Origin of the sequence: Bradyrhizobium zhengyangense, assembly GCF_022012435.1 — a bacterium.
Lineage (GTDB): Bacteria > Pseudomonadota > Alphaproteobacteria > Rhizobiales > Xanthobacteraceae > Bradyrhizobium > Bradyrhizobium zhengyangense.
In genome coordinates this window covers 252,406-277,287 of the sequence record NZ_JAKLUA010000007.1, presented here as the reverse complement: position 1 = coordinate 277,287, position 24,882 = coordinate 252,406, and the positions used below count along the sequence as shown (strand labels likewise).

23 protein-coding genes and 1 tRNA gene are annotated in these 24,882 nt (G+C 63.5%); 7 read left to right on the top strand and 17 right to left on the bottom strand.

Going from position 1 to position 24,882, the window contains the following annotated elements:
• Positions 1 to 26: 26 nt before the first annotated feature.
• Entirely contained in the window at positions 27 to 704 is a 678-nt protein-coding gene (locus L6637_RS22930; RefSeq protein WP_148751612.1) for a ParA family protein, read from the bottom strand.
• Between the two features lie 402 nt (positions 705 to 1,106).
• Entirely contained in the window at positions 1,107 to 1,463 is a 357-nt protein-coding gene (locus L6637_RS22925; RefSeq protein ID WP_237872013.1) for a hypothetical protein, read from the bottom strand.
• A 454-nt stretch (positions 1,464 to 1,917) separates the two neighbouring features.
• Here L6637_RS22925 and L6637_RS22920 point away from each other — a divergent pair, with 454 nt between their 5' ends.
• Positions 1,918 to 2,871: an AEC family transporter gene (locus L6637_RS22920; RefSeq protein WP_237872011.1), complete on the top strand. Its 954-nt coding sequence runs from the start codon at positions 1,918 to 1,920 to the stop codon at positions 2,869 to 2,871.
• Positions 2,872 to 2,886: 15 nt separating this feature from the next.
• On the opposite strand, the gene tenA is transcribed toward L6637_RS22920, so the two are convergent.
• Positions 2,887 to 3,561, bottom strand: coding sequence for a thiaminase II (tenA, locus tag L6637_RS22915; RefSeq protein WP_237872137.1), 675 nt, complete (start codon positions 3,559 to 3,561; stop codon positions 2,887 to 2,889).
• A 240-nt stretch (positions 3,562 to 3,801) separates the two neighbouring features.
• Between tenA and L6637_RS22910 the strand changes: the two genes are divergently transcribed.
• The 3 genes from L6637_RS22910 to L6637_RS22900 all read left to right on the top strand — a co-directional run bounded on the left by L6637_RS22910 (position 3,802) and on the right by L6637_RS22900 (position 5,630).
• On the top strand, positions 3,802 to 4,158 hold the full coding sequence (locus L6637_RS22910) for a hypothetical protein (protein WP_237872009.1): 357 nt from the start codon (positions 3,802 to 3,804) through the stop codon (positions 4,156 to 4,158).
• Between the two features lie 237 nt (positions 4,159 to 4,395).
• The gene (locus tag L6637_RS22905; protein WP_237872007.1) at positions 4,396 to 5,247 is read left to right on the top strand and encodes a hypothetical protein; all 852 of its coding nucleotides are present in this window, start codon (positions 4,396 to 4,398) and stop codon (positions 5,245 to 5,247) included.
• A 104-nt stretch (positions 5,248 to 5,351) separates the two neighbouring features.
• On the top strand, positions 5,352 to 5,630 hold the full coding sequence (locus L6637_RS22900; RefSeq protein ID WP_237872005.1) for a hypothetical protein: 279 nt from the start codon (positions 5,352 to 5,354) through the stop codon (positions 5,628 to 5,630).
• A gap of 386 nt (positions 5,631 to 6,016) precedes the next feature.
• Here L6637_RS22900 and L6637_RS22895 read toward each other — a convergent pair whose 3' ends face one another.
• Both L6637_RS22895 and L6637_RS22890 read right to left on the bottom strand, forming a co-directional pair.
• Complete coding sequence (locus tag L6637_RS22895) at positions 6,017 to 6,541, bottom strand: hypothetical protein (RefSeq protein WP_237872003.1); 525 nt, start codon at positions 6,539 to 6,541, stop codon at positions 6,017 to 6,019.
• 80 nt (positions 6,542 to 6,621) lie between these two features.
• On the bottom strand, positions 6,622 to 7,506 hold the full coding sequence (locus L6637_RS22890; protein ID WP_237872001.1) for a hypothetical protein: 885 nt from the start codon (positions 7,504 to 7,506) through the stop codon (positions 6,622 to 6,624).
• Positions 7,507 to 7,710: 204 nt separating this feature from the next.
• On the opposite strand from L6637_RS22890, the gene L6637_RS22885 reads away from it, so the two are divergent.
• Both L6637_RS22885 and L6637_RS22880 read left to right on the top strand, forming a co-directional pair.
• Positions 7,711 to 8,007, top strand: coding sequence for a type II toxin-antitoxin system HigB family toxin (locus L6637_RS22885; protein WP_237864658.1), 297 nt, complete (start codon positions 7,711 to 7,713; stop codon positions 8,005 to 8,007).
• Positions 8,007 to 8,390, top strand: coding sequence for a helix-turn-helix domain-containing protein (locus tag L6637_RS22880; protein WP_338076862.1), 384 nt, complete (start codon positions 8,007 to 8,009; stop codon positions 8,388 to 8,390). Before L6637_RS22885 ends, L6637_RS22880 begins: the two co-directional genes overlap by 1 nt.
• Positions 8,391 to 8,479: 89 nt before the next feature.
• On the opposite strand, the gene L6637_RS22875 is transcribed toward L6637_RS22880, so the two are convergent.
• From L6637_RS22875 to L6637_RS22865, 3 genes are all read right to left on the bottom strand, one after another.
• Positions 8,480 to 8,556, bottom strand: a tRNA-His gene (locus tag L6637_RS22875).
• Between the two features lie 378 nt (positions 8,557 to 8,934).
• Positions 8,935 to 9,366, bottom strand: a complete 432-nt coding sequence (locus L6637_RS22870; protein WP_237864410.1) for a phasin — start codon at positions 9,364 to 9,366, stop codon at positions 8,935 to 8,937.
• A gap of 580 nt (positions 9,367 to 9,946) precedes the next feature.
• Entirely contained in the window at positions 9,947 to 10,327 is a 381-nt protein-coding gene (locus L6637_RS22865) for a phasin family protein (RefSeq protein ID WP_237871999.1), read from the bottom strand.
• Between the two features lie 303 nt (positions 10,328 to 10,630).
• Here L6637_RS22865 and L6637_RS22860 point away from each other — a divergent pair, with 303 nt between their 5' ends.
• Positions 10,631 to 14,161, top strand: a complete 3,531-nt coding sequence (locus L6637_RS22860; protein ID WP_237871997.1) for a PAS domain-containing sensor histidine kinase — start codon at positions 10,631 to 10,633, stop codon at positions 14,159 to 14,161.
• Here L6637_RS22860 and L6637_RS22855 read toward each other — a convergent pair.
• From L6637_RS22855 to L6637_RS22815, 9 genes are all read right to left on the bottom strand, one after another.
• The gene (locus tag L6637_RS22855; RefSeq protein ID WP_237871995.1) at positions 14,158 to 16,131 is read right to left on the bottom strand and encodes a methyl-accepting chemotaxis protein; all 1,974 of its coding nucleotides are present in this window, start codon (positions 16,129 to 16,131) and stop codon (positions 14,158 to 14,160) included. The genes L6637_RS22860 and L6637_RS22855 overlap by 4 nt on opposite strands.
• Positions 16,132 to 16,261: 130 nt before the next feature.
• The gene (locus tag L6637_RS22850; RefSeq protein WP_237864414.1) at positions 16,262 to 17,812 is read right to left on the bottom strand and encodes an FAD-dependent monooxygenase; all 1,551 of its coding nucleotides are present in this window, start codon (positions 17,810 to 17,812) and stop codon (positions 16,262 to 16,264) included.
• Between the two features lie 275 nt (positions 17,813 to 18,087).
• The gene (locus L6637_RS22845; RefSeq protein WP_237864415.1) at positions 18,088 to 19,260 is read right to left on the bottom strand and encodes a thiolase family protein; all 1,173 of its coding nucleotides are present in this window, start codon (positions 19,258 to 19,260) and stop codon (positions 18,088 to 18,090) included.
• Positions 19,261 to 19,455: 195 nt separating this feature from the next.
• Positions 19,456 to 21,045 carry a phosphoglycerate dehydrogenase gene (serA, locus tag L6637_RS22840; RefSeq protein ID WP_237871993.1) on the bottom strand — a complete coding sequence of 530 codons (1,590 nt, stop codon included), beginning with the start codon at positions 21,043 to 21,045 and terminating at the stop codon, positions 19,456 to 19,458.
• Positions 21,046 to 21,162: 117 nt separating this feature from the next.
• Positions 21,163 to 22,335, bottom strand: a complete 1,173-nt coding sequence (locus L6637_RS22835) for a phosphoserine transaminase (protein ID WP_237864417.1) — start codon at positions 22,333 to 22,335, stop codon at positions 21,163 to 21,165.
• A 79-nt stretch (positions 22,336 to 22,414) separates the two neighbouring features.
• Entirely contained in the window at positions 22,415 to 22,621 is a 207-nt protein-coding gene (locus L6637_RS22830; protein ID WP_237864418.1) for a hypothetical protein, read from the bottom strand.
• Positions 22,622 to 22,779: 158 nt separating this feature from the next.
• The gene (locus tag L6637_RS22825) at positions 22,780 to 23,244 is read right to left on the bottom strand and encodes a GNAT family N-acetyltransferase (RefSeq protein ID WP_237864419.1); all 465 of its coding nucleotides are present in this window, start codon (positions 23,242 to 23,244) and stop codon (positions 22,780 to 22,782) included.
• A 17-nt stretch (positions 23,245 to 23,261) separates the two neighbouring features.
• Positions 23,262 to 23,852, bottom strand: coding sequence for a glutathione S-transferase family protein (locus L6637_RS22820; protein WP_237864420.1), 591 nt, complete (start codon positions 23,850 to 23,852; stop codon positions 23,262 to 23,264).
• Between the two features lie 74 nt (positions 23,853 to 23,926).
• Positions 23,927 to 24,811, bottom strand: a complete 885-nt coding sequence (locus L6637_RS22815; RefSeq protein ID WP_237864421.1) for an outer membrane protein — start codon at positions 24,809 to 24,811, stop codon at positions 23,927 to 23,929.
• Positions 24,812 to 24,882: the final 71 nt, after the last annotated feature.

The window sequence follows — 24,882 nt, the reverse complement described above, 5'->3', positions numbered from 1 at the left end:
GTCGTCCGGGGAATGATTGAATGAAATTATGCCGCCTGCTTGTGCATTGCGCCTGACGCCGACGCCGTGCCGCGAATAGCTTTCACTGAACGCTCGATCGCCGCCCACAGTCTTGCAATTTCCTGGGCCGCACGGCTCTCGGCCTGATACTCACGCGCGCCTTCGCCGTGGCTGAGTGCCATCAACAAATCCGAACGATTGGTGATCTGACCGCCCCATACCGGAGCGCGGAACTTGGCCAGCGCCTCGCGGGCGATGGTGACGATCGGGCTTTCGGATTCGTCGCGACGTGCCGGAGCGCCGTTGAGCACGACCGCGTAGGGCTTGCGCGCCGCGCGGCACATCTGGATGGTTTCCTGCACCGCGTTGACGTCGAAGACGCCGGGGCGTGCCGGGATGACCACCATCGTCGCGTTCTTGATGGCGTCGTCGACCACGGCCGAGAGATTCGGCGGCGTGTCGATCAGCACCCACTCGTAACCGTCGCGCTTGGCCGCGGAGACGATGCCGCTGACCGAGTTCACGGCCGCCTTGATCGGCGGCTCGTTGGTGCCCCGCAGCTTGTGCCACAGCGTCAGCGAACCTTGCGGATCCGCATCCACCAGCATCACCTGCTTGCTCTGCTTGATCTGCGCAGCGAGATGTGCAGCCAGGGTACTCTTGCCCGAGCCGCCTTTACGCGATGCAAAAACAATAACGTTCATACCTCTGGCCTCCCAGATTGACCCCAGGTCGCGAAAATGAATCACCGCGCTGATTCGTGAAAGAAAAATTTATCGGCAGTCGACGAGGCGCAACGGAATAACAAGACGTGTTGGCTTTTGAGTCACACTGCCTTGCGCGACTGATGACATGAACAGACATGATCAGCTGTTCGCGCCGGCAATCCCGAGGCTTTTCAAGCACTCCCGCGGGAAAAACAGCGCCACAACCTCGCCGCGCAAAGCGTGGCGGCGCTTTTTTCAGCAGAGGCGATGGGAATTGCTGCAAGCCGGCGCGCCGGCTTTGCGCGAACAAAACGAGTCCGGTGGCTGTCGCGTGGCTGGTGTCGCCCTCGCGTCACTATGACGCGCGGGGCATGACGGGGTTTCGCGAAGGGAACGCGCCTAGCCGTCGTCGGTCTTTTTCTTCTTCGCCTTCGGCTTGGCCTTCTTGGCGGCGACCGGCTTGATGTTGACGGGCGCGCCGGCGCGGACCTCGCTTGGCTCCGGTCCGCGGCGGAAGAACACTGCGCATTGCGGCGACAGCTGCGCCTTCTTCTGGACCATGCAGGCGGTGATGGCATCGACGTTCGGCACGAACTCGCCGCACAGCCGCATCGCATCCGGCGAGCAGGCCTGCTGCTGCTCGGGCGTGTAGGCAAGGCCAATGCCCGGTTGGACCAGAACGGCGAGGGCGAGCGAGAGGCTCGCAGCAGCCATCGACTTGGTAGCCTTGGACGTCGTGACGCGAGATACCGGCATCGGTCCCCCCAAAATGTCGAACAGGCCGGGAGTGTGGGTGAACGGGCGTTGGTTGGCAACGAGGGCCGAGGCGAAAGCTCGGACCTGTGCGGTCTCGGCAACAGGGGCGAGGGCTTGCTGGCTTCTCCGCTGTCATCGCCCGGCCTTGTGCGCAATTGCGCACTGGACCGGGCGATCCAGTACCCCGAGGCGGTTGTGATGGAGCCGAAGGGCCGCGGCGTACTGGATCCCCCGCTTTCGCGGGGGATGACAGCGGTGGGTGGGGCGGCCCCTCCCTCAAACTCCAAAACAACCCCATGCACAGTAGCCAGGCCCCTGGGCCGCCTCGCCAATTCCCGCAATTTACGGATTTTACGAATTTTCCTTTGACTTGTCGGGCAAAACACCGGCATGATGGCAGCATCGAGAGGCGCGTGGGGTGGTCGGCCGAAATCCCCGTGAGGGGGAGGACCGCATGGCCACCGTGTTGATCGTCGCGCCGGTGTTTGCGTTGATCGCGGCCGGCTATGCGTCGGTGCTGTTTCGCTTCGTCTCCGAGGGCGCGCACAAGGGCATCTCCGAATTCGCCTTCAGCATCGCGATCCCCGCGCTGCTGTTCCGCACCATCGTCGTCTCGGAATTCCCCGACGTCAGCCCTTACAGGATGTGGGGCGCCTATTACGGCGCGCTCGCCATCACCTGGATCGCGGCGCTTCTGATCTCCGCGCTGATCCGCGAGCGGCGCGAGGACCGCGAGGACGGCGTCGTGTTCGCGATCGGCTCGGTCTACGGCAACATCGTGATGTTAGGAATTCCGCTGGTGCTCTCCGCGCTCGGCAACGAGGCCGCGGGCCCGATGTCGCTGATCCTGTCGGTGAACACGCCGCTGCTCTGGCTGTGCGGCATCCTGCAGATGGAGCTGGTCAGCCGCAAGCGCACGGGCTCCGTGCTCTCGGTGATCTGGCCGATCCTTGCGGATCTTGCAAAAAATCCGCTGATGCTGGGGATCGGCTTCGGCGTGATCTGGCGCTTCACCGGCCTCGGCCTCAACCCCGTCGTCGACAAGACGATCGAGCTGCTCGCGCAGGCGGGATCGCCGGCCGCCCTGATCGCGCTCGGCATCACCCTGTTCCGCTTCGAGGTGAAGGGCGAGATGGGAAGCGTCGCCGCGATCAGCGCACTCAAACTGCTGGCGATGCCGGCGGTGGCGTTCGCACTGGCCAAGCTCTTGAACCTGCCGCCAATCGTAACGGGCGTCGTCGTGCTGTTCGCGGCGATGCCGACAGGCGCGAATGCGTACATCTTCGCGGTTCAGTATCAGCGGATGGTGAACCCGGTCTCGGGCGCGGTGGCGCTGTGCACGCTGCTGGCGGCGGTGACGCTGCCGGTGGTGGTGATGGTGGTGGCGGGGGTGAGGTTAGGTGGCTGACGACTACCGAAACCGCTATTCAGCACTTGGGCCCACGCGCCAAGCCATCTCCCAGAAGTCTGCCTCGAGCCGGGTGGCTTCCTTGAAGATCGCAATCAGCTCGGCCTCGCGGGCCGGCGTGGCGTAGAGATCGGCAAGATGCTCCATATGCGCCCGCGCTTTGGCAGCGACCTCCTGGTACGGCGCGCCGGCGTACTCGGCGATCCAGACGCGATAGGCGTTCGTCGGTGCGTCCGCGAGGGGGAGCGAGGCGAGCCGCGTTGCGATCTCCGCGTAGCCGATCACGCAAGGAGCAAGCGCCACCTTGAGCGCCAGCAGATCGCCGCGCATTCCCGCATCTAACACGTAGCGTGTATAGGCCAGCATCTCGGCCGCCGGCGGGGCCTGTTCAAGGTCATCAGGGGATAGACCCCAGCCGGCGCAGAGCTTCACATGCAGGTCCATCTCGACATCGAGGATGGCCGACAGGCCGGCCGCGGCTTCACGCATGTCGGCAAGTCTGGGCGACTTGTAGACCGCGAGCGCGTAGGCGCGGGCAAACTCGATGAGGAACAGATAATCCTGAACGAGGTAGTGACGGAACGCCGCTTCGGGGAGCGAGCCGTCTGCCAACCCGTTCGTGAAGGGATGCTCGGTGTAGGCCCGCCACTCAGCGGATGCTTCCGTCTTGAGACGCTCGAAGAAACTCACGATCTTTCCCGCCTGGCTTGCCAAGAACGTCTTTGGCTCGCTACCGATATCGCATTGCTACCTGAGGAGCTACGGTGCCGCGCACGAAACTGGCATTGAAATGCGTTCCGGACAGGGCACTCCCCGCGTCGAGCGTTTGGTGCACTGTCACCGGAGTCCCTGCAGGCGCAGCAGGACCTCCGCGCGCCACGCGATAGCCATTTTAGTCTGGCTCAACTCGGCCGGAAGACCGCATCTGTGGTGGCTCGCGTGATCACCCCGGGCAGATATTCCGTTTGGTTCAAGACGCCGGTCGGCGAAGGCGCTGGTGTGGTCGAGTTCGGCCCTGACGGGACACTCGCCGGCGGCGATTCCACCTTTGCTTATGCGGGACACTGGACGCAGCAGGGCGAGCACTTCAAAGCCAGCCTTTCCGCCCGACGCGTATCGCCGGGGCCGCCCGGGGTCTTTGGACTGGATGAAATCGACGTCGTGGTGTCGGGGCGGTCGGTGGATGGCTCGTCGACGTTGTGCACGGGATTTGCGAAGCAATCGCCTGGGCTGAAGCTCGACGTGGAGCTGGTGCGAATTGTTGGCGATCGTGGCGAAGGTGGGTAAATCGGATTTAGCCAGCGTTTGCGCGTGGTCGGGAGGATCGGGAGTTTAGGGTTCTCGATCCGGCAATCACGCTTGAACCGGGACTGATCTGTCGTCGACAAATTGGCTGCATGCGCGCGTTGCTGATGGCACAGCGCCCGCTATCTTGCGCTCGGTCGATGATGGAACGGACGGAGACGGATCTTGCGCCTGCCATGGCCGCTTCTGTTCGGATATGCCGTCGTCAACAATTGGTTCGTGACCATACCGCTGGCGTTCGCGTTGGCATTTTCGGCCTGGTATGGCTCGCCCTGGATCGGCGGACTGCGCTTTGTATTGATCGCTTGCGCCGCCTTTCTGACATTGCCATTTCCCGCGGCCGGCGCCCTGTATCTTTACCAGAGCTACGACGCAAAAAAATACTGGCGCACTCTCGAGATCGGCGAGACCATCGCTGATTTACCTTTACCGGCCGGCAGCAAGATCCAGTTCGCCGACAAGGCGCATTCCATCGTCGTATTGATCGAGCTGCCGCACGTGATCGAGATCCTCGGCATGCGGCTCACGGGAACGCTCAAGCCGTGGAAGAGACAGGGCAATGACGTCACGCATTGGGGAGGCGATCTCCACGGCTATCAAATCATCGACGGATTGCCATGCAAGGGTGGACCCTACGCAAACGACCGCTTCGGCGGCGTTCTGTTCGACAAGGCCGGTATACTCCACCGCTTCACGCTCGGTGCGCCGCACGAGCTGCTCGGGCTGAAGCTGCCAGACCAGACGACGATCCGGCGCGGCAACGACGTGGAGCCCTGGAGCTTTCTTCTCTCGGCGAGCGAAGCCTACATCCCGATGCTGGACACGACGGCCCCAGTCGGAGTCACGCTGGAGGTTGCCAGTGACGGGCGGCTGGTGCGCATCCGCTCGGGACACGGCCAGACGATCGTCCTTCGCGGTGTGCCGTTGAACAGCGGGAGCTTCGAGGTAATGGGCGGCACCGTCGTCTCACAGCTCGCCGAACCATTCGCAATCGCTGGAGAGATGCGGCCGGCCGGCACCTCTGTGCGGATCGGTTTGGATACGGGCGAGATGTCGGTCGTAAGTGGGTGATGAGATCGCCCAGGTGTTCGGCTGCATGGCCAATAACGAATAACCGTGACCGGCACGACAGGGAATTCTGTGCACTGTCACCGTAATCACGTCCGGAACGTTCGATGAAAAACACGGACATCGTTGAACACGTCATCAACCAACCTATCGTCATAGAACGCTCACCGCCCTTTCACATCACGCTCAAGGGCTTGGTGACCTCTACCAACTTGCCCGTGTGGATCGGCACTTACATGGGCTGGAGCGTCGCGCCCGAACACTCGCCACTGCTTTTTATCACTGTGCCGGGCGGCATCATCATCTTCACTTCAGCCACGAGGCTTGCTGATGCGCTCGGCGCCGGGCTCAGCAAGTCCGTCAAACGCTTGTTCAACACCAGATAGCTCAACGCCAATGCTTCGTCCGCCTTTGCTCGCTTGACCAAGCGCTAACCGTTTCCGCCCCGGATTCGCCGTAAAGTTTTTCTATGGTGTTAGCGAATACTGAAATACGTGCAGCGTGTTGGGGATCACCAGTGCACTCAACAAAAAATCCCCGACTGCTGGCCTAACCTGCACGAAGGCACGTACCGAAAGGGACCCTCGTGCGGAGAGATGAAGGAGGTGCCTATGGGCGTCTTTCTCTATCTCGAAGCCAGTGAGCCCTGCGGTAAGACTTACCGTCTCGGTTTCGGATGCAATCTGCATCTCGCTTCGATGGTGGCCTTACTGACACGGCTGTTCTAAAGGGAAGGCACTCTGGAAACAGGGTGCCTTTTCTTTTTTTGCCGCTACTTCACCTCAAGCTTGCGGTCCCAGTCCTCGATAGCCTCAAAGAGCTGCGGCTCCGCGAGTGCCTTCAGCATTCCCACATCAAGGTCCATGCCAAGAAATTCTCCATCGAACTTGGCGAGTACATCCAGGCTGGTGAGCGGACCATCAAACACGAATTTCTTGTCGTGATGAAAGAGGCGAGCCTCCCAGTAAGTACGTTTTCCGGGCAACCACCCGACGCACTTTCCGTAGTACCAGTATCGCCGGCCGCTGGAGCAGGTGTGAAAGCCCGTTAGAGAGATCGTCTCGCGGAATCTCTGCGCTCTCACCGCTCGTTCGTCGCGGAAGTATTCGAAGGTCTGGTTCGGCCTGTCGTCGTACCACAGGAGCGCACTGGTAGCCCTGCTCACAACGTGCGCCGCATTATACGCGTCCAGTGCAGCGTCGAGCTGTCCCGGCAAGTCTTCGCCTTTCAACAGGATAGGGTCGAGCAGGACGATCGGGTTACTTTCCAAACCTTCGACAAGCACGGCAAGCGGCATCGGAGCCTCCTTTGCGGACGCTGGAATCGTGGGCCGGTTTGTGGCGGTTTGGTGTCGGCCGGTGCTGTTGGCTGGCGATATCAACTGATCTCGCGGCGAAGCCGATCGTGTACCTCCTGAAGGTGCGTGTAGAACGGCGCCAAGTTTGCCTCGGTGTGGCTGATCGCGGGCGCGACCGAGCGGGGCAGCTTGTTGTCCAGGATCTTGTCCCATACATCGACGAACTCAACGAGCTGGCCGAAGTAGTCGCGCGTCTCCGGCTCGGCGAGCCACATCTTGTCGCGAAAAATGTCGATCATGCTGCGGTAGCGCGGCATCAGCACGTCGCGGAACGTCTGCCCCTCGTCCTGAATGTTGGTGAGAATCGCCGGCACGTGGGTATCGGTTGCCGCGTTGATCCGATCGTCCCGCCCCGCGCCGCCACCTGACGCTGCTGCCTCCAACATCGCCTCACTATGCTGGCCGTCGAGCGCGTTCTGCAGCTTCACGCGCAGTTCGCTTCGCGCCCTGATCTCCTTGTGCGCCGCGAGCAGCGGGCCGTAGAACTCTTCGAGCTGCTGTTTTTTGAAGGCGACACGTCGCGCGGCTTGCTCGCGCTGGCCGATCGCCCACTGAGTGGCGATCGTGCCGAGCAGTCCCCCGACGCCGAGACCGCCGATAATTCCCCACAAGTCCATGCAAATTCCCGCTCGCCAGAAGTATCCGCTTCTGCTGGCATAGGCAGCATACATGCGCTCGCAGAAATTCCTTCCTTCAAAGCGCTTTGCTTCGACGAGCCAAAAAAGAGCCAAAAAATTCGGGCGATCCGCTGAGCGCGTAGGATGGGTTGAGCCCTTGCGAACCCATCTAACCTGTTTCGTCGTAACGTCAGATCTTGAAAGCGTGCTGTCGTAACTTCGTTCCGGGTGGATGCTCCCTTCAGGGTAAATCTGGCGGGGCGGAAGCTGCCGTCGCTGAGGCATCATATCGCGCTTACGAAGAACGGCGGCTAAGAAGAGATGGGTTTCGCAAGGGCTCAACCCATCCTACGAGCTTCCTAAAATTGCAAAGACCGCCCGCACACGGGCCCGAAACTCGTTGGGGCCGGTCAAATTCAGGCGGAATGGGCCAGAGTTTGTTCCCGTTCTGGGAATATTGATTTGATCCCATTTTGGGAACATGTTATGGCGATGAACGTAATAGCCAGGAAGGCGCTAAGGGACTTTTGGGAGCGACATCCAGACGCCGAGAAGCCTCTCAGCACCTGGTATCAAGTCGTTTCCAGGGGGACTTGGGGCTCGCCCGCGGATTTGAAGAGGGCGTTCGGTGCGAATGTGGACTTTGTCGGAGACAACAGAGCTATCTTCGACATTGGTGGAAATAAGTACCGCCTCATCGCCCACTTTGCGTACCTGCACAAAACCGCGCTCATCAAGTTCGTCGGTACGCACGACGACTACGACAAGATAGATGCGGAGACGGTGTGATGATGGATGTTCGGCCTCTCCATAACGAAGATGACTACAACTGGGCGATTGGCGAGGTGACTCGTTATTTCGAGGCTCAGCCAGCAATCGGCACGCCTGAGAGCGACAGGTTCGAGGTGCTCGCAACTCTCGTCCGACAGTACGAGGACGCGCACTTCGAAATTCCGCATGTCGATCCAGTGGAGGTCCTGGAGTTCGCGATTCAATCCATGGGAAAAACCCAGGCTGGCCTCAGCGAACTCATCGGACGGAATCGCGCGTCCGAGATCCTGAATCGCGTGCGCCCGTTGACGCTCGATATGATCCGCACAATCAGCGCTGAATGGCATATACCCATTGCGCTACTCGCCTCCCCGTATGAATTGGCCAAGGCTCAGGCGTAGTCCCTTCTGCCCGGCCAGCAGGGGTTTGTGCGCGCGTGCCCGCGACTATCGACGTAGGTTTCAGCTCGATCGCTTCGAAGATACAGCGCTGGTACAGTTGGGTGGGCTCGAACCACCGACCTCCTGTTCCACAGACAGGCGCTCTAACCAACTGAGCTACAACTGCATCCTTGCGAGCCGCGCCTTGGGGCTGCCTGAAAAGGCCTGCTGCCTAAGGGGGCTGGACGGGGCGGAAACTAGGTGCAACGGGGGTTTTTGGCAAGGCCGCAAAACCCGTTATTTGGCGCTCTTCGGCGCGATAAATCCTTCGGATTTCGGCCGGCTTTCGGTGATTCACCTCTCCCCCGCAGGGGAGAGGTCGGATTGCTTGGCGCGCAATTGCGCGCCGGAGCGATCCGGGTGAGGGGGCGCGGCACCCAGTGAGAGCAGAACCCCTCACCCGGATTGCATCTTCGATGCAATCCGACCTCTCCCTGCGGGAGAGGTGAAGAAAAACCCGGGCCCTAGGCCCGGGTTTCTTAATTGGATCGATCCGCCGTTGAGATCAGGCGGCGGGGTAGAACTTCGAGGCGGAGGCCTTGATCGGCTCGGCGGTCGCACTGGCGGAACGCTGGGCGATCTCGAACAGCTCCTTGGCCTGGGCCTGCAAGGTCTCGAGCTGGGTCTTGGCGTGGCCGGTCCAGAGCTGGAACGCATCGGTCGGCGACTTCATGCCGAGCAGCTCTTGGGTGAAATCCATGTGGGCCGTGGTGTTGGCCTTGGCGAATTCCATCAGCTTGGCGGTGTACTCGTTCGCACCCTTCTGGGCGGAGGCGAACACGGCCTCGATGGTGCCGTTGTGGGTCTCAGCCGCGTCCTTGAACTTGGCGTAGTTCTCGCGGGCCTGCGAAACGCCCTTTTCGGCGAATGCGCGCACCTGCTCGGGAACCTCGAACGGGATGATCGAGGCAGAAAACGGATCAGTCGCACCTGTCATGTTGGTCCCTCACGCTAAAGAAAAAATGGAGTGAGCCTTCTGGCGCGCCCGCCGGGCCAACCGGGGCCGTTTCTTCTTTGAATGGCGGGTACGAAGACTGGATACGCAGAACTACAAGACGGCTCGTCCAGCGCCAGTACTGTGGCTCACTAACATGTCAACATTGTGCGGCGCAATGTGATCCGGAGGTGCGCTGCGAAAATTTAATCTTAGGGGTGAAGTTCCGGGAGATGGGGAACCGGGGGTTGAGGTACGCAAGTCATTCCGCGGAGCGCGACCTATGGTGCGCAATTGCGCATCTGAGAATCCATTCCTCTGCCGCCCTCGCTGCCGGATGGATTCCGGGCTCGCGCTACGCGCGCCCCGGAATGACGGAGAAAAACGGCGGTCTCTCCGTTCCCTCCCCCCTTGTGGGGGAGGGTCAGGGAGGGGGGTGCCACACGGGGATTCTGTCGGTGGGGCACCCGCCGGCCGTCGTCAGCAACGGGCAGTCTTTGCTGGGCTACCCCTCTCCCTAGCCCTCCCCCACAAGGGGGGAGGGAACAGACCTTCGTTGGGGTGCGCAGAGGGCCTCACCCACTCAATGCCTCTTCGTCGCATCCATGGCGGTGCGGCTGACGAGCTGGCCGATTTCGCCGGCTTGCTCGGCCAAGGTCTTCATCTGGGACTGGACGTAGTCGCCGTGCAGCCGCATCACCTCGGTGAGATCCCTCGCGTGGGCCAGCGACTGGGCGTAGTTCAGCGAGGCCTGCACATTGGTCTCGGCGAAGGCGAGGGCGCGGGCGCCGATGTCCTTGGCGCCGGCGCGCATCGAGGCGCCGCGCTCTTCCATCGTGCCGGCGGCGGCCTCCGCATTGGCGAGCAGTTTCTCGAAGGCGTCGCGGGCCTGTTTGAAGCTCGATTCCGCCATGTTCCGCATCTCCGGCGGAATCTCGAAATGCCCATTGGACTGATCGGTCATGCCTGCTGCTCCTGGTCGTGCTTGCTGGTTTGCCGGCCGTTTCGGCCGGTCCCCTCGCCCGGCGTGAGGGTAAACCTGGACGGTATTGCCTAGATGACGCCGGCTCCTCGCGAATCCTGCGGATGCAACGATCGGGCGTCTTGCGGGTTCGGCCACATTAAGGTTATCGCGGCTTTAGGACGCCCCCGTTAAGGTCCGGGCGTGGACCTGCCCGCGCCTGCGGGCGATAGTAACCCTTTCTTAAGGCTGCCATTCCCGGCGGACCTGACGTGAAGCGTGGCGCGAAGAGTTGAAGCCGGTCGGATGACGAATTCGGATTTCCAGTTGCGGGGCGTCGGCGATCCCAGGCTGTCCGTGCACGCGACGTCCCCCCTGCCGGCGTGGCTGTGGTCGCCCGATGGTTCGCGCGTGCTGTGGGCCAATGCGGTCGGCGCCAAATTCTTCGGCGCGGCTAACGCGGCTGCTCTCGCGCAAAAGACCTTCGGCCCCGCCGACGGCCATCGCCGCCAGATCGTCCGTCTCGCACACCGGCTGCCGGGCGGCGGCAGCGTGAGGCTGGAGCGGATGCGCGGCTTCGGCGCCGGGCTCGGCACGCTGATGACCTGCGCCTGCGCGCGGCTCGACTTTTCCGATGGCTCTTCCGGCGTGCTCGTCAGCGCGATGAACGGCGCTTCGCGCAGCATGCCGCTGGTCGAGCGGCTGCATCGTCTCGTCGACGGCGCGACAATGCCGATGGCGGCATTCGCACCTGACGGCATGTTCGCCGGCGCCAGCGAAGCGGCGCGCTCCCTGCTCGGCTTTCGCGATCTCGGCGAGGCCGGCCTCGACCAGGCGCGCAACGAGGCGCTGGCGAAGGGCCGCGCCGAGTTGCCTGTTGGCATCGGCAAGATGGTGCTGCAGCGGGTCGGCGTCGGCGCCGATGTCGGGCTGGTTGCGCTGATCGAGCCGACGGTGGCGCATGCTGAGCCTGCGGCGGAGAGCGTGCAACATAGCGCGCAGGTCGCGGCGCCTGAGATGGAGCATGCTCCCGAACCAGTGGCTGAGCCCGCGCCGCCCGTCGCAACAGCGCCGGCGCACGGGCCCGATGCCGGGATCGCAATGTTCGATCCGTTTACTGAGCCGGACGAGACGCCGGCACCGCCGCTCGCCGCGACGCCCGAGCCGGAAGCACACGCGGCGACGGAGATCGTCTCGATCCAGGACGCCGTGAAGGACGCTGAAGCACCCGCGCCCGAAACCATCGCGCAACCGATCGAAGCCGCGCCGGAAACTATCGTTGAAAACCCGCCCGCAGCCATCGTGCCGCCGCAACCGGCGCCGATCACGAGCGCCATGGTCGAGCCGCCCGGACACGCGGAGACGCGGTCTGCCCCTGCTGAGACACCGCGCCAGCATCCGCTGCGCTTCCTGTGGCAGATGGATGCGCAGGGCCGCTTTGTGCTGGGCTCGGACGAAATCATCCGCCTGATGGGCGCGCACACCGCGGCCGGCTTCGGCCGGCCCTGGCGCGAGATATCAGAGGAATTTGCGCTGGATCCTGACGGCCGCGTCGCGCAGGCGCTTGAAAGCCACGACACCTGGGCCGGCATCACCGTGAACTGGCCGGCCGATGGCGGCGAGCATCTGCCGGTCGAGCTGGCCGGCCTGCCGGTCTATGACCGCGCGCGCAACTTTGCCGGCTTCAAGGGTTTTGGCGTCTGCCGCGATCTCGACGGGCTGAACCGGCTCGATGCGCTCAGGCGATATGAATTGTTCAGCGAGCCGGTCGCTGCACAGGGCCTGTCGGCCGATGTGGTCGAGCCTGAGCCTGAGCCTGAACCGGAGGCCAAGGTGGAGACGGAGGCGCCGCCTCCGCCGGTCGAGCCGCCGCCTGAGCCTGAGCCGCCCGCCGCAATCGAATCCGAACCGCCCGCACTTTTCACCGAAGCGAATTCACACCCAACCGAGCCGGAAACGCCAGTGGAAACGCCTCCGAATGTCGTGCCATTCCGCGCACCGGGTGATCCCAGGTCAGCTAATGACCTCAGGTCATCAGCCGACCAGAGATCGCCGACGCTGACGCCGGTCGAGAACAGCGCGTTCAACGAGCTGGCGCGGCAATTGTCCGAGCGGCTCGAACGCGAGCGTGAGCAGATCGCCTCTGATAGCGCCGAGCCGCCGGCGGACGAGATCGCGCCTGACGCGGCGATGCCGCAAGAACCTGAGATATCGGAGCCGTTGATCTCGGAGCTCGAGGCGCCGCCGGCCGCGGCCGAATGGCTGAGCGAGCCCGCACCGCCCGCCTATGGCCACAGCTCGCGCGACCGCGCGCTGCTGGATCTCATTCCCTCAGGGATACTGATCTACCGGCTCGATCGCCTGCTCTACGCCAATGCCGCGTTCCTCAACCGCATGGGCTATGCCAGCCTTGGTGCGCTGGAAGATGCCGGCGGGCTCGATGCGCTCTATGTCGAGCCGGGCGTTTCCGCCGCGAGCAGCACATCGCAATCCGGCACGCCGGTGACGATCAGCGCTGCACTTCCCAATGGCGAGCAGCCACTGGCGACGACCGAAGCGCATCTGCACACGATCGACTGGGACGGCGCCAGCGCGCATGCGCTGATCTGCGCGCTGCCGCATGCTGTCGTCGCCGCGCCGGTCGTCGTGGCACCGGTGGCCGCGCCACCCGTTGCCACCGAGACCGACGTCGACGAGCCCGTGCTGTTCGCGCCCGAGCCTGATGTCGGCGATGCCGACGCGGAAGATCTCGCCGCGATCCTCGACACCACCGCCGAGGGCATCGTGATGTTCGATGCCGAAGGCAATATCCACGCCTGCAACCGCAGCGCCGAGGCGCTGTTCGGCTATGACGGCGAGGCGCTGATGCAGCTGAATTTGCTGACGCTGTTCGCGCCGGAGAGCCAGCAGATCGTGCTCGACTATCTCGAGAGCCTGAAGAGCCAGGATATCGCAAGCCTGCTCGATCACGGCCGCGAAGTGCTGGGCCGCGAGAAGAAGGGCGGCGTGCTGCCGCTGGCGATGATCATGGGCCGCACCCGGCCCGACGGCCCGAACTTCTTCGCCGTGTTCCGCGACCTGTCGCAGGCCAAGAAGGGCGAGAGCGAGCTGACGAAGGCGCGGCGCCTGGTCGACGGCGCAGCCAATGCCAAGGCCGACATGCTGGCGCGGATCAGCCACGAGATCCGCACGCCGCTCAACGCCATCATCGGCTTTGCGGAGGTGATGATCTCCGAACGATTTGGTTCGCTGGGCAACGAGCGCTACGGCGAATACATGAAGGACATCCGCGCCTCCGGCGAGCGGGTGATCACCATCATCGACGATCTCCTGGAGCTGTCGCGGATCGAGACCGGCAAGCTCGATCTCAGCTTTGCCAATCTCAACCTCAACGACATGGTCGAGGCCTGTGTCACCGTGATGCAGCCGCAGGCCAATCGCGAGCGCATCATCATCCGCACCTCGCTCGCGCATGCGCTGCCGCAGGTGGCGGCGGATGCGCGCGCGCTGCGGCAGGTGACGATGAACCTGATCTCGAACTCGATCCGGCTTGCCAGCGCCGGCGGCCAGGTAATCGTCTCCACCGCGCTCAACGACCGCGGCGAGGTGGCGCTTCGCATCAGGGATACCGGCCACGGCCTCAGCGACCAGGAAGTCGCCGCCGCGATGGAGCCGTTCCGCACGCCGCCGCCCGGCGATGCCGCGGACAATTCCGCGCTCAGCCTGTCGCTGACGAAAGCGCTCGTCGAAGCCAACCGCGCCCAGTTCAACATCAAGAGCGCCGGCCAGGGCACGCTGATCGAGGTGACCTTCGCGCCGGCGACGGCGCGGGCCTAAGCCGCGCGCACCGTATCGAGGAACTTGCCGACCTCGAATTTGAGGCGGTTGCTGTCGCTCGAGAGCGATTGCGCTGCGGAGAGCACTTGCGCGGAGGCCGAGCCGGTCTCGGTCGCGCCCTGCCGGACATTGCTGATATTGGCGCTGACCTGCGTGGTGCCGGCCGCCGCACTCTGCACGTTGCGCGAGATCTCGCCGGTTGCGGCGCCCTGCTGCTCGACCGCGGCCGCGATGGTGGAGGAGATCTCGGACAGCCGCTCGATGGTGCCGCCGATGGTCCTGATCGCATCGACGGACTCGTTGGTCGCGCCCTGGATGCTCGCGATCTGCTGACCGATCTCGCCTGTCGCCTTCGCGGTCTGCTCGGCGAGCGCCTTCACTTCCGAAGCGACCACCGCAAAGCCGCGCCCGGCCTCGCCTGCACGCGCGGCCTCGATGGTGGCGTTCAGCGCCAGGAGATTGGTCTGGCCTGCGATCGCATTGATGAGCTCGACGACATCGCCGATGCGGGCCGCCGCCTTCGACAATTCGCCGACGCGATCGTTGGTGTGGCCGGCCTGGCTGACCGCCTCGCCGGCGATGCGCGCGGAGGCCTGCACCTGGCGGCTGATCTCGTTGACGGAGGCGGTCAGCTCTTCTGCGGCTGAGGCCACCGACTGCACGTTGGTGGCGGCCTCTTCCGAGGCGGCCTCGACCAGCGCGGCGAGCTCGGTCGACCGGCCCGCGGTCGTCGTCAGCGATGTTGCCGATGCCTCGAGCTCGGTTGCGGCCGAGGACACCGTCTCGACGATCTCGCCGATCGCGCCCTCGAAATCGTCGGCCATCCTGATCATGTCGGCGCGGCGCCGCTCGGCGGCGAGCTTGTCCTGCCGCGCCTTCTCCTCCGCCTCCTCGCGCGCCTTCTGCTCGGCGTTGATCTTGAAGGTCTCGACGGCCTGCGCGATCTCGCCGATCTCGTCGGGACGGCCGAGGCCGGGCAGCACGACGGCGAAATTGCCGTTGGCGAGCTCGATCATCGCCGCCCGCATCGCCGACAGCGGCTTTGCGACCGAACGGCCGATGAAGGCACCGAGGCCGAGCACGCCCGCCGCGATCAGCGCGATGGCAATGGCGATCCAGAACTGGATGCCCTCGCGCTCGGCGTCGTTCTGCTTGTCGGCTTCGAGGCGGATGCTGTCGACCGATTTCGAGACCTGCTCGATGACGGGCTCGACGGTCGAGAACGCCTCCGACATCGCCTTCAACTCGCTCGCGAGCTTGAGCGCGGTCTCCATCCAGGCGGAAAAGTCGCGCTGATAGTCGGAGAGCTTCTGCCGCAGCTCGGCCTTCGCGGCATCGGGAATCGCGCCGGCATCGATACCGGCGAGGAATTCGGATGCGCGCTTCTTCATCTCGCCGCCATATTTGGCGTCGCGACGCAGCATGAAATCCTTCTCATGCCGGCGCATCATCAGCATGATCACCTTGAGCGGGGCATCGTGCAACTGATCGACCTTGCTTTCGATCTCGTGGACGGAACCGCGCAGGCGGCCTTCGAGGCCTGAATTCTCGTCCAGCCCGAGGCGCTGCCGCTCCTCGACCACTGCGGCGAAGTGCGCCTGATAGGTCTTCAGCGACGCGTTCATCGCGTCGATCTTCTGCGCCAGCTCGGGCTTGCCGAGCGCCACGATCTTGCCGCGCAGCGTCTCGATGTCCAGCGCGACCTGCCGCGAGATCTCGACCTGGCGCTGCGCGCGGGCGGGGTCGCTGCGCAGCAGGAAATCCTTCTCGGCGCGGCGCGCCTCCAGCAGCTCGACCGCGATCCTGCTGTTCAGCTCGAAGACGGTGCGCGCTTTCTCGGCGGCGTCGCGCGAGATTCCCATCGCGCGCTCGCCGTAGAGATGAATGCCGCCGATCAGGGCGACGCCGACGACGCCAATGACGCCGATCGCAATAATCTTGTGAGTGAGTCGCAGAGAGAAAAGCCGCATCGTGATCGCAAAGCCGGTTGGTGACAGATGCGGTTTATGAGGCGCTAATGCATAAAAACTTCCGTTAATTTGCGGGCACGTAGGACTACGTGTATTATGACAAAATGCACGCCGGAGTGCATAACAAGACTCAAGGACATCCGCGCGTCGGGGGTTCGCCGAACCAGCGCGACGCGGCTTGGGCGGCGTCGTCATCATCGGGCGCGCCGTCGCTGGCCCAGGCGACAAAGCCATCGGGACGCACCAGCACCGCGCTCAGGCCCAGCCGATCCCGCGGCGCGCCCGCAAGATACGCAATCCGGTCGCTCCAGCCGCTCGCAAGCGCTTGAAGCGATTGGCGCATGTCGAAGTCCAGCAAGAGCCCTTTCGCCTCTCTGAGATTTTCTCCGACCGTCGTGCCGTCAGAGAGTTCGAAATCGGGAACACTGCGCCCGACGAGCGGATGGCGGCCGTCGAGATCGTAGCGGAGCGCAACGCCGCGGATGCGTTCGGCGAAATAGGTCGCGCCATCGCCGGTTGCGATCAGATCGCGGATGACCGCCTGGAGCGCGCGGGTCGCAGGCGTCGGCCGCATGATCGCGACCTGCGCGCGCGACCAATCGAGGATTTGTGCGCCGACGGGATGTCGCTCCCGCGAATAGCTATCGAGGAGATTGCTCGGCGCGTGGCCGGAGATCGTCGCGGCCAGCTTCCAGCCGAGGTTCATGGCATCGCCGAGACCGAGATTGAGCCCCTGCCCGCCCAGCGGCGAATGGATGTGCGCGGCATCGCCCGCGAGCAGCACGCGTCTCTTGCGATAGGCCGTCACCTGGCGGGCGCGGTCGGTCCAGGTCGCGGCAAAGCGAAGGCTTGTAATGGTGACGTCCGTGCAGGAGACGCGGCGCAGCACGTCTTGCACATGCTCGCGCGCAACAGGCGCGCTCCGGTGGAACAGGCCGCCGTCGAAATCGACCATCGCGATCGTGCCTGATACCGCATAAGTGTACATGCCCGTCGACGTGTAATTGCGGCCTGGCTTGAGTTTCTCCGGATCGGCGAGCTCGACGTCGATGGAATAGCCGGTGAATTCAGGGTCGGTGCCGACGAAATCGAATCCGCAGGCCTTGCGCACTATGCTGCGGCCGCCATCGCAGCCGACCAGCCAACGTCCGCGAAACGTCGCGCCGGCCGCCTGCACGGTGACGTCGTCGTCCGAGGCGGCAATGGCGGCGACGCCAAATCCCCTGAGGATGTCGACGCCCAGGCTGCATGCGCGCACGGCCAATACGGTTTCGAGCGTGTCCATGTCGACCGCGACGCCGGCTTCGGCCAGCGTCGGCAGGCGCCAGGACCATTTCGTGGCATCGACATCGTCCTCGAAGAACTGGATGCCGGCGAAGTGACCGGCGGGCCGTCGCGTCTGCTGCATCCAGTGCGCGACACTCTTGATCGCGCCTGACTTTGCGCGCTGCGCGGCGACGATCTCGTCGAGCAAGCCGCGCCGGTGAAAGGCCTCGGTCGTCGTGACAGACAGGCCACGCAGGCCGAACGGGAGCTGCTTCAGCGCCGAATGCGGATCTTGCGCTTGCTCGAGCACGAGCACCGAGCGACCTGCGAGCCGCAATTCGCAGGCGAGAAACAGGCCGACAGGGCCGGCACCGGCAATGATGACGTCATAGATATCAGTGGATTGGGTTTGCATGAGACGCTCCTGGAGTCGATGTTCGACCGGAGCGTTCCCAGAGCTTCGAGGATCACACGGACGAACGATTGAGCGCCCAAATGGCGCCCGCTGTTCGTCGTGGGGATCTCGTGCACAAGGCCAAAGACCAGAGCTTTCGTCACCGAAAGGATTTGGGCTGACCAGACCAAATCTGCCTTTTCCGACGGGGCGTATATAGTTTCGTGAGGATGGATGCGCAACGAAAAAGGCACGGCGCTTGCGGCGCCGTGCCTTTCATATTCTTGCGCGTCGGATCAGCTGTAGATCTCGAACAGGCCGGCGCCGCCCTGGCCGCCGCCGATGCACATGGTGACGACGCCCCACTTGGCCTTGCGGCGGGCGCCTTCCTGCAGCAGATGACCAGTGAGACGGGCGCCGGTCATGCCGAAAGGATGGCCGATCGCGATCGAGCCGCCGTTGACGTTGTACTTCTCGGGATCGATACCGAGCTTGTCGCGCGAATAGAGGCACTGGCTGGCAAAGGCCTCGTTGAGCTCCCAGAGATCGATGTCGTCGATCTTCAGGCCGTGACGCTTCAACAGCTTCGGCACGGCGAAGATCGGGCCGATGCCCATCTCGTCGGGCTCGCAGCCCGCGGCGGCCCATGCGACGAAGCGGCCGAGCGGCTTGAGGCCGCGCTTCTCGGCATCCTTGGCTTCCATCAGCACCACGGCGGCGGCGCCGTCGGAGAGCTGGCTGGCATTGCCGGCGGTGACGTACTTGCCGGGGCCCTTCACCGGCTCGAGCTTGGCGAGACCTTCGAGCGTGGTCTCCGGGCGATTGCACTCGTCGCGGTCGACGACATAGTCCACGATGCTCTCGGCCTTGGTGGCCTTGTCGACGACTTTCATCCTGGTCTTCATCGGGACGATTTCGTCCCTGAACTTGCCGGCCTGCTGCGCGGCCGCCATGCGGCGCTGCGATTCCAGCGAATATTCGTCCTGGTATTCGCGGCTAAGCTTGTAGCGCTCGGCAACGATGTCGGCGGTGTCGATCATCGCCATGAAAATGTCGGGCGCGGTCTTGAGCAATTCAGGATCGATCGATTCCTTCGGCGTGCCGCCGCCCGGAATCGAGATGCTCTCGACGCCGCCGGCGACGATGCAGTCGGCGCCGTCGGAGCGGATCGAGTTGGCGGCCATCGCGATGGTCTGCAGGCCTGAGGAGCAGAAGCGGTTCACCGAGACGCCGCCGGTGCTCTTCGGCAAGCCGGCGAGCAGCGCGGCCTGACGGCCGATGTTCGGCGCGCCATGGGCGCAATTGCCGAGATAGCAATCCTCGACGTAATCCTTGTCGACGCCGGCGCGGTCGACCGCGTGGTGGATGGCATGAGCCGCGAGCGACATCGGCGGCGTGATGTTGAACCCGCCGCGGCCGGATTTCGCGAGGCCCGTGCGCGCATAGGAAACGATGACGGCTTCACGCATTGTTTTCTCCCTTTTCGAACGATTGTACGGAGCGTCGTGACCGCCATTGGTACACAAAGTTTGGGGATCGCGGGAGAAATAAAGCACCGCGTTGCATCAACAAAAACGCCGCCCCTCGCGAGAAGGGCGGCGTTGTTCCGCACGTCGGAATATATGATGTTCGTCATTCCGTGGGGCGCGCGCGCAGCGGAGGCCTCAGAACCTCAGCGCCTTGACCTGCTTGACCTGCGGCAGTGCCTGCACCTTGGCGAGGACGTCCGCCGGCACCGCGCCGTCGACCTCGACCAGCGCAATGGCGTCGCCGCCCTGCTCGACGCGGCCGAGATGGAAGGTCGCGATGTTGAGCTTGGCGTCGCCCAGGAGGCCGGCGAAGCTACCGATGAAGCCCGGCTTGTCCTCGTTGGTGACGTAGATCATCGACTTGCCGAACTCGGCGTCGACGCGGATGCCCTTGATGTCGACCAGGCGCGGCTTGCCGTCATGATAGACGGTACCGGAGACCGAGCGCTCCTGGCGTTCGGTCGCGACCGTCACGGTGATCAGGCTCTCATAGTCGCTCTGGGCGGCGCGGACGATCTCGTCCACGACCATGCCGCGCTCCTTGGCGACAACAGGCGCGGACACCACGTTGACCTCGCCCAGCATCGGGCGAAGCAGGCCGGACAAGACTGCGGAGGTGATCGCCTTGATCTTCATCTCGGCGACGTGGCCCTCATAGGTGATCTCGACCTTGAGGATGCCTGACTCGGTGAGCTGACCGGCGAACGAGCCGAGCTTCTCGGCAAGCGCAATGAACGGCTTCAGCTTCGGCGCTTCTTCCGCCGTGATCGAGGGGAAGTTCACCGCGTTGGAGATCGCGCCGGTGAGCAAATAGTCCGACATCTGCTCGGCGACCTGCAGCGCGACGTTCTCCTGCGCTTCCGTGGTGGAGGCGCCGAGATGCGGCGTGCAGATCACGTTGGGATGGCCGAACAGCACGTTGGTGTTCGCAGGCTCCTCGACGAAGACGTCGAAGGCGGCGCCGGCGATATGCTTGGAATTGAGCGCATCGACCACGGCCTGCTCGTCGACAAGACCGCCGCGGGCACAGTTGATCAGGCGCACGCCCTTCTTCATCTTGGCGATCGCGGCCGCGTCGATGATGTTCTTGGTCTTCTCGGTCAGCGGCGTGTGCAGCGTGATGAAGTCGGCGCGCTTCAGGAGGTCATCGAGCTCGACCTTCTCCACGCCGATGTCCTTGGCGCGCTCGGGCGACAGGAACGGATCGAACGCGACCACCTTCATGCGCAGGCCGAGGGCGCGGTCGGCAACGATCGAGCCGATATTGCCGCAGCCGACGACGCCGAGCACCTTGCCGGTGATCTCGACGCCCATGAAGCGGTTCTTCTCCCATTTGCCGGCCTGGGTCGAGGCGTCGGCCTGCGGGATCTCGCGGGCCAGTGCCAGCATGAGCGTAATCGCGTGCTCGGCGGTCGTGATGGAATTGCCGAACGGCGTGTTCATCACGATGATGCCCTTGGCCGTTGCGGCGGGAATCTCGACATTGTCGACGCCGATGCCGGCGCGGCCAATCACCTTGAGGTTGGTCGCCTTCTCCAGGATCTTGGCGGTCGCCTTGGTCGCGGAGCGGATCGCAAGGCCGTCGTAATTGCAGATGATCTCGGCGAGCTTGTCCTTGTCCTTGCCGAGATTGGGCTGGAAGTCGACCTCGACGCCGCGGTCTTTGAAGATCTGCACGGCGGCGGGCGAGAGCGCGTCGGAAATGAGAACTTTGGGCTTGGTCATGGGAATGATCCTCTACCTTCCCCGATGGAAGGGACGGCGTTCGACCGGAATAGGGTGATGTCTGGGAGCGAATTCTGCCTCTCCCCGCAAGAACGGGAAGAGGCGAAGAAAGAAAGCTTACGCTGCCTTGGCGAGCTGCGCCTTGGTCTCGGCGAAGGCCCAGTCGATCCACTGCGTCAGCAGCTCGACGTCCCTGGCCTCGACGGTGGCCCCGCACCAGATCCGCAGCCCCGCCGGCGCGTCGCGATAATACGCGAAGTCATAGCCGGCACCTTCCTTCTCGACGAGGGCGACGAGCTTCTTGGAGAACTCGGCCTGTGCGTCGTCGGAGAGCGATGTGATCGCGGGATCGGTGAACTTCAGGCACACCGAGGTGTTGGAACGGATCGCCGCGTCCTTGGCCAGGAAGTCGATCCACGGCGTCTTCGCCTTCCAGTCGGCCAGCACCTTGGTGTTGGCGTCGGCGCGCGCGATCAGCGCCTTGAGGCCGCCGATCGACTTGGCCCAGTTCAGCGCATCGAGATAATCCTCGACGCAGAGCATCGACGGCGTGTTGATGGTCTCGCCGACGAAGATGCCTTCGTTGATCTTGCCGCCCTTGGTCATGCGGAAGATCTTCGGCAGCGGCCAGGCCGGCTTGTAGGTCTCGAGCCGTTCCACCGCGCGGGGCGACAGGATCAGCATGCCGTGCGCGGCTTCACCGCCGAGCGCTTTCTGCCAGGAGAAGGTGACGACATCGAGCTTGGCCCAGTCGAGCGGCTGCGCAAACGCGGCCGAGGTGGCGTCGCAAATGGTCAGGCCTTCGCGGGTCGCGCTGATCCAATCGGCGTTCGGCACGCGGACGCCTGAGGTGGTGCCATTCCAGGTGAAGACGACGTCGCTCTTGGGATCGACCTTGGAAAGGTCGGGAATCTCACCATAAGCAGCGTTGAGCTTGGTGACGTCCTTGAGCTTCAATTCCTTGACGATATCGCTGACCCAGCCCTCGCCGAAGGATTCCCAGGCGAGCGTGGTGACGGGCCGCGCCCCGAGCAGCGACCACAGCGCCATCTCGACCGCGCCGGTATCGGACGCCGGCACGATGCCGATGCGATAATCGGCCGGGACTTCAAGCACTTCGCGCGTCAGATCGATCGCGAGCTTGAGCTTGGTCTTGCCGACCTTCGCGCGATGCGAACGGCCGAGCGCTGCGTCTTTGAGATTTTGGGCGTTCCAGCCGGGGCGCTTGGCGCAGGGGCCGGAGGAGAAATGCGGCACGGTCGGCCGCGAAGCGGGCTTCGCTACAGTCATGATCTACCCTTCCAGATAGTAAGCCTCCCGTTGGGGGGAGGTGTCCCGCCGCGGCTGATACGGGAATCGGGAAGGTCAGTCAAGAAAGTTCAGGAGCCTCACGGGGGAGTGATGGTTCGTCCGGGGCAATATCTGGGGATACGACAGGCGCCAGCGCGTTCAGCAAGTCCGTGGCCTCGCTGATCAATTGCGCAGCGCGGCGGCGGCTGCCGACTTTCAAAATGCATTTGTCATTGGCCTGCACAACGTAATCGTTGCCGACCTTGATCATGGAATAGCTTGTCATTGAAATCCCCGAACCGACCGAGCCCGGTGTCCGACGCGGGCGTAGCACCGTTCGTTCCTCGATCCACGTGAACGACCAAGGGTTAGTTTATCAGCTGTTAAGATGAACGAACGCGCGATCGGATTTCGTTGATCGCACAATGGTCATTGCGAGCTGCATCAAAACCGCACAGTCATGCCGACATGACTGGCCGAAAATCCGAGCCGCTTGTAGAAGCGCTGCGCATCGACGCGGCTCGAATGCGTCAGCAATTCAACCAGAACACAGCCGCGTGCCTTGGCTTCGGCGACCGCCCATTGCACCAGCTTTTCGCCGATGCCGCGGCTGCGGCAATCAGAGGCGACGCGGACATCTTCGAGCAATCCGCGGATGCCACCTTGCGAGCTGATGCCAGGCAGAAGTGCGAGTTGCAGGCAGCCGACCACCCTGCCCTCGCTCTCGGCGACCACAAGCTGGAGATTGGGGTTGCGTTCGACCCGTTCGAACGCTTCGTAATAGATCTCGGGCAACGGATTCGCCAACCGCTCGCGGGCGCGGCCGAGATGATCATCGGCGAGCATGGCGATCATCGCCGCGACGTCCTCGCGGCGTGCGGGGCGGATGGAAACTGACTTGTCATTCATCGACGAACGCTCCGGGCTCAGCGCGCAGACGGAAGGCCGAGAAACGCCTCGGCCTCGCCGACCCAGCGGCGGATGGCCGCATAACGGTCGAGATCGAAGCCGCCTTCATGCGCGACACGCGTATAGGCGAGCAGCGAGACGTCCGCGAGCGAAACCTCCTCACCGGCAAAGAAGCGGCTCGCGGCAAGATGCGCCTCCATGCGGTCAAGCGCCACATAGCCGCGCTTGACCTTGTCAGGATCGAGCTCGGAGACTGACTTGCCGAGATAGATCATCTGGAAACGGCACACCGCGATATAGGGCTCGTGGCTGTACTGCTCCCAGAACAGCCATTCGTCCATCTTGGCGGCGGCAAAGGCGTCGCGCGGAATGAGTGCGCTATCGCGGGCGAGATAGCGGATGATGGCGTTGGACTGCGCGAGCGTGCGGCCGTCGTCGAAGGCCACGGTCGGCACCTGGCCGGCGCCGTTCATCGCCAAAAATTGCGGCGTGCGCGTCTCGCCCTTGCGCGTGTCGGTCTCGATCCAGCGATAGGGCAATGCGAGACGATCGCACACCCATTTCACCTTCAGGCAATTGCCGGAATTGCTGTCGCCGTAAATCTGCATTGCCGCCGCCCCATAAGAGGCGACAGAGCATCAGGCCGCAGCGAACCTGTCAACCGCGACGCAGCGAGGCCGTGTCAGAACTTGTAGCCGAGCCCGACGCGCGCATTGTTCAGCGTCACCGAGGTGTTCATGACCGGCGAGAATCTCACATATTCGTATTCGACGCGGGCGAACAGACCGTCCCAGATGCAATATTCGACGCCGAGACCCGCGGTCCAGCCCACCGCGAAGGCGTTGGTCCGGTGCTGGCTCTGAGTTTGCGATTGCGAAGGCACATCATAGGTCGTGCTCGTGGTCGATGTGGCGCCACCAACACCCGTGGTCGTCACGACCTGGGTCAGCGTCACGTTGCTCGTGACCGTGCGGGAGACGTCCATTCGTCCGACGGCAGCGCCGAAGAACGCATACGGCATGAAGTCGCCGCCGTCCCAGCCCACACGACCGCGGAGCGAGATCATGTCCTTGACCTTCGCTGCAGCAGTGCCGGTCAAAGTCACGTTATAATTGTCGGTCGTGCCCGTGGGCGGATTGTCGCCGGCCGGATTGGTGATGACGAGCGAGTTCGAGCCAGTCGTCGACGTGGCGAGATTGTTGAAATAACTGTACGTGCCCTCGAGACCCATGATCGCATCGTACCATTGCCAGTTGCGGCCGACGAAAGCACCGAAATTCGTGCTCTGCGTGTTGGTCTTGTTCATGAGCGACCAACTCGCAGTCGGCTGCTGCAGCACGCTGTCGCGGAAGATGAAGTTGGTCAGACCGACCACGCTTTGGCTGAAATCGGTCGCGTCGGTCGTGTAGCCGCCGTTGACGCCGACATAGGCGCCGTCCCAATTGTGGGTCGTCTTGGACAGACCGTCGGTGAAGCCGCCGCGCAGGACGGGCAGATCCGGCATGTCGGCCGCGTGTGCGGCGGACACAGATCCGAACACCGCCGCCACCAACCAAAGCCTACGCATTGCAACGCTCCATCGAACTCGAACTTTTCAGCGTGATCATGGCTCGTTAACCTTAACCAATGGTTGCGTCT

Excerpts from the sequence above, each read along its gene's own strand:
- L6637_RS22930 (WP_148751612.1), bottom strand. The coding sequence starts at position 704 with ATGAACGTTATTGTTTTTGCATCGCGTAAAGGCGGCTCGGGCAAGAGT.
- L6637_RS22860 (WP_237871997.1), top strand. The coding sequence starts at position 10,631 with ATGACGAATTCGGATTTCCAGTTGCGGGGCGTCGGCGATCCCAGGCTG.
- L6637_RS22925 (WP_237872013.1), bottom strand. The coding sequence starts at position 1,463 with ATGCCGGTATCTCGCGTCACGACGTCCAAGGCTACCAAGTCGATGGCT.
- L6637_RS22900 (WP_237872005.1), top strand. The coding sequence starts at position 5,352 with ATGAAAAACACGGACATCGTTGAACACGTCATCAACCAACCTATCGTC.
- serA (WP_237871993.1), bottom strand. The coding sequence starts at position 21,045 with ATGACCAAGCCCAAAGTTCTCATTTCCGACGCGCTCTCGCCCGCCGCC.
- L6637_RS22830 (WP_237864418.1), bottom strand. The coding sequence starts at position 22,621 with ATGACAAGCTATTCCATGATCAAGGTCGGCAACGATTACGTTGTGCAG.
- L6637_RS22855 (WP_237871995.1), bottom strand. The coding sequence starts at position 16,131 with ATGCGGCTTTTCTCTCTGCGACTCACTCACAAGATTATTGCGATCGGC.
- L6637_RS22865 (WP_237871999.1), bottom strand. The coding sequence starts at position 10,327 with ATGACCGATCAGTCCAATGGGCATTTCGAGATTCCGCCGGAGATGCGG.
- L6637_RS22820 (WP_237864420.1), bottom strand. The coding sequence starts at position 23,852 with ATGCAGATTTACGGCGACAGCAATTCCGGCAATTGCCTGAAGGTGAAA.
- L6637_RS22880 (WP_338076862.1), top strand. The coding sequence starts at position 8,007 with ATGATGGATGTTCGGCCTCTCCATAACGAAGATGACTACAACTGGGCG.
- L6637_RS22845 (WP_237864415.1), bottom strand. The coding sequence starts at position 19,260 with ATGCGTGAAGCCGTCATCGTTTCCTATGCGCGCACGGGCCTCGCGAAA.
- L6637_RS22920 (WP_237872011.1), top strand. The coding sequence starts at position 1,918 with ATGGCCACCGTGTTGATCGTCGCGCCGGTGTTTGCGTTGATCGCGGCC.
- L6637_RS22890 (WP_237872001.1), bottom strand. The coding sequence starts at position 7,506 with ATGATGCCTCAGCGACGGCAGCTTCCGCCCCGCCAGATTTACCCTGAA.
- L6637_RS22825 (WP_237864419.1), bottom strand. The coding sequence starts at position 23,244 with ATGAATGACAAGTCAGTTTCCATCCGCCCCGCACGCCGCGAGGACGTC.
- L6637_RS22895 (WP_237872003.1), bottom strand. The coding sequence starts at position 6,541 with ATGCCGCTTGCCGTGCTTGTCGAAGGTTTGGAAAGTAACCCGATCGTC.
- L6637_RS22815 (WP_237864421.1), bottom strand. The coding sequence starts at position 24,811 with ATGCGTAGGCTTTGGTTGGTGGCGGCGGTGTTCGGATCTGTGTCCGCC.
- L6637_RS22835 (WP_237864417.1), bottom strand. The coding sequence starts at position 22,335 with ATGACTGTAGCGAAGCCCGCTTCGCGGCCGACCGTGCCGCATTTCTCC.
- L6637_RS22850 (WP_237864414.1), bottom strand. The coding sequence starts at position 17,812 with ATGCAAACCCAATCCACTGATATCTATGACGTCATCATTGCCGGTGCC.
- L6637_RS22885 (WP_237864658.1), top strand. The coding sequence starts at position 7,711 with ATGAACGTAATAGCCAGGAAGGCGCTAAGGGACTTTTGGGAGCGACAT.
- L6637_RS22870 (WP_237864410.1), bottom strand. The coding sequence starts at position 9,366 with ATGACAGGTGCGACTGATCCGTTTTCTGCCTCGATCATCCCGTTCGAG.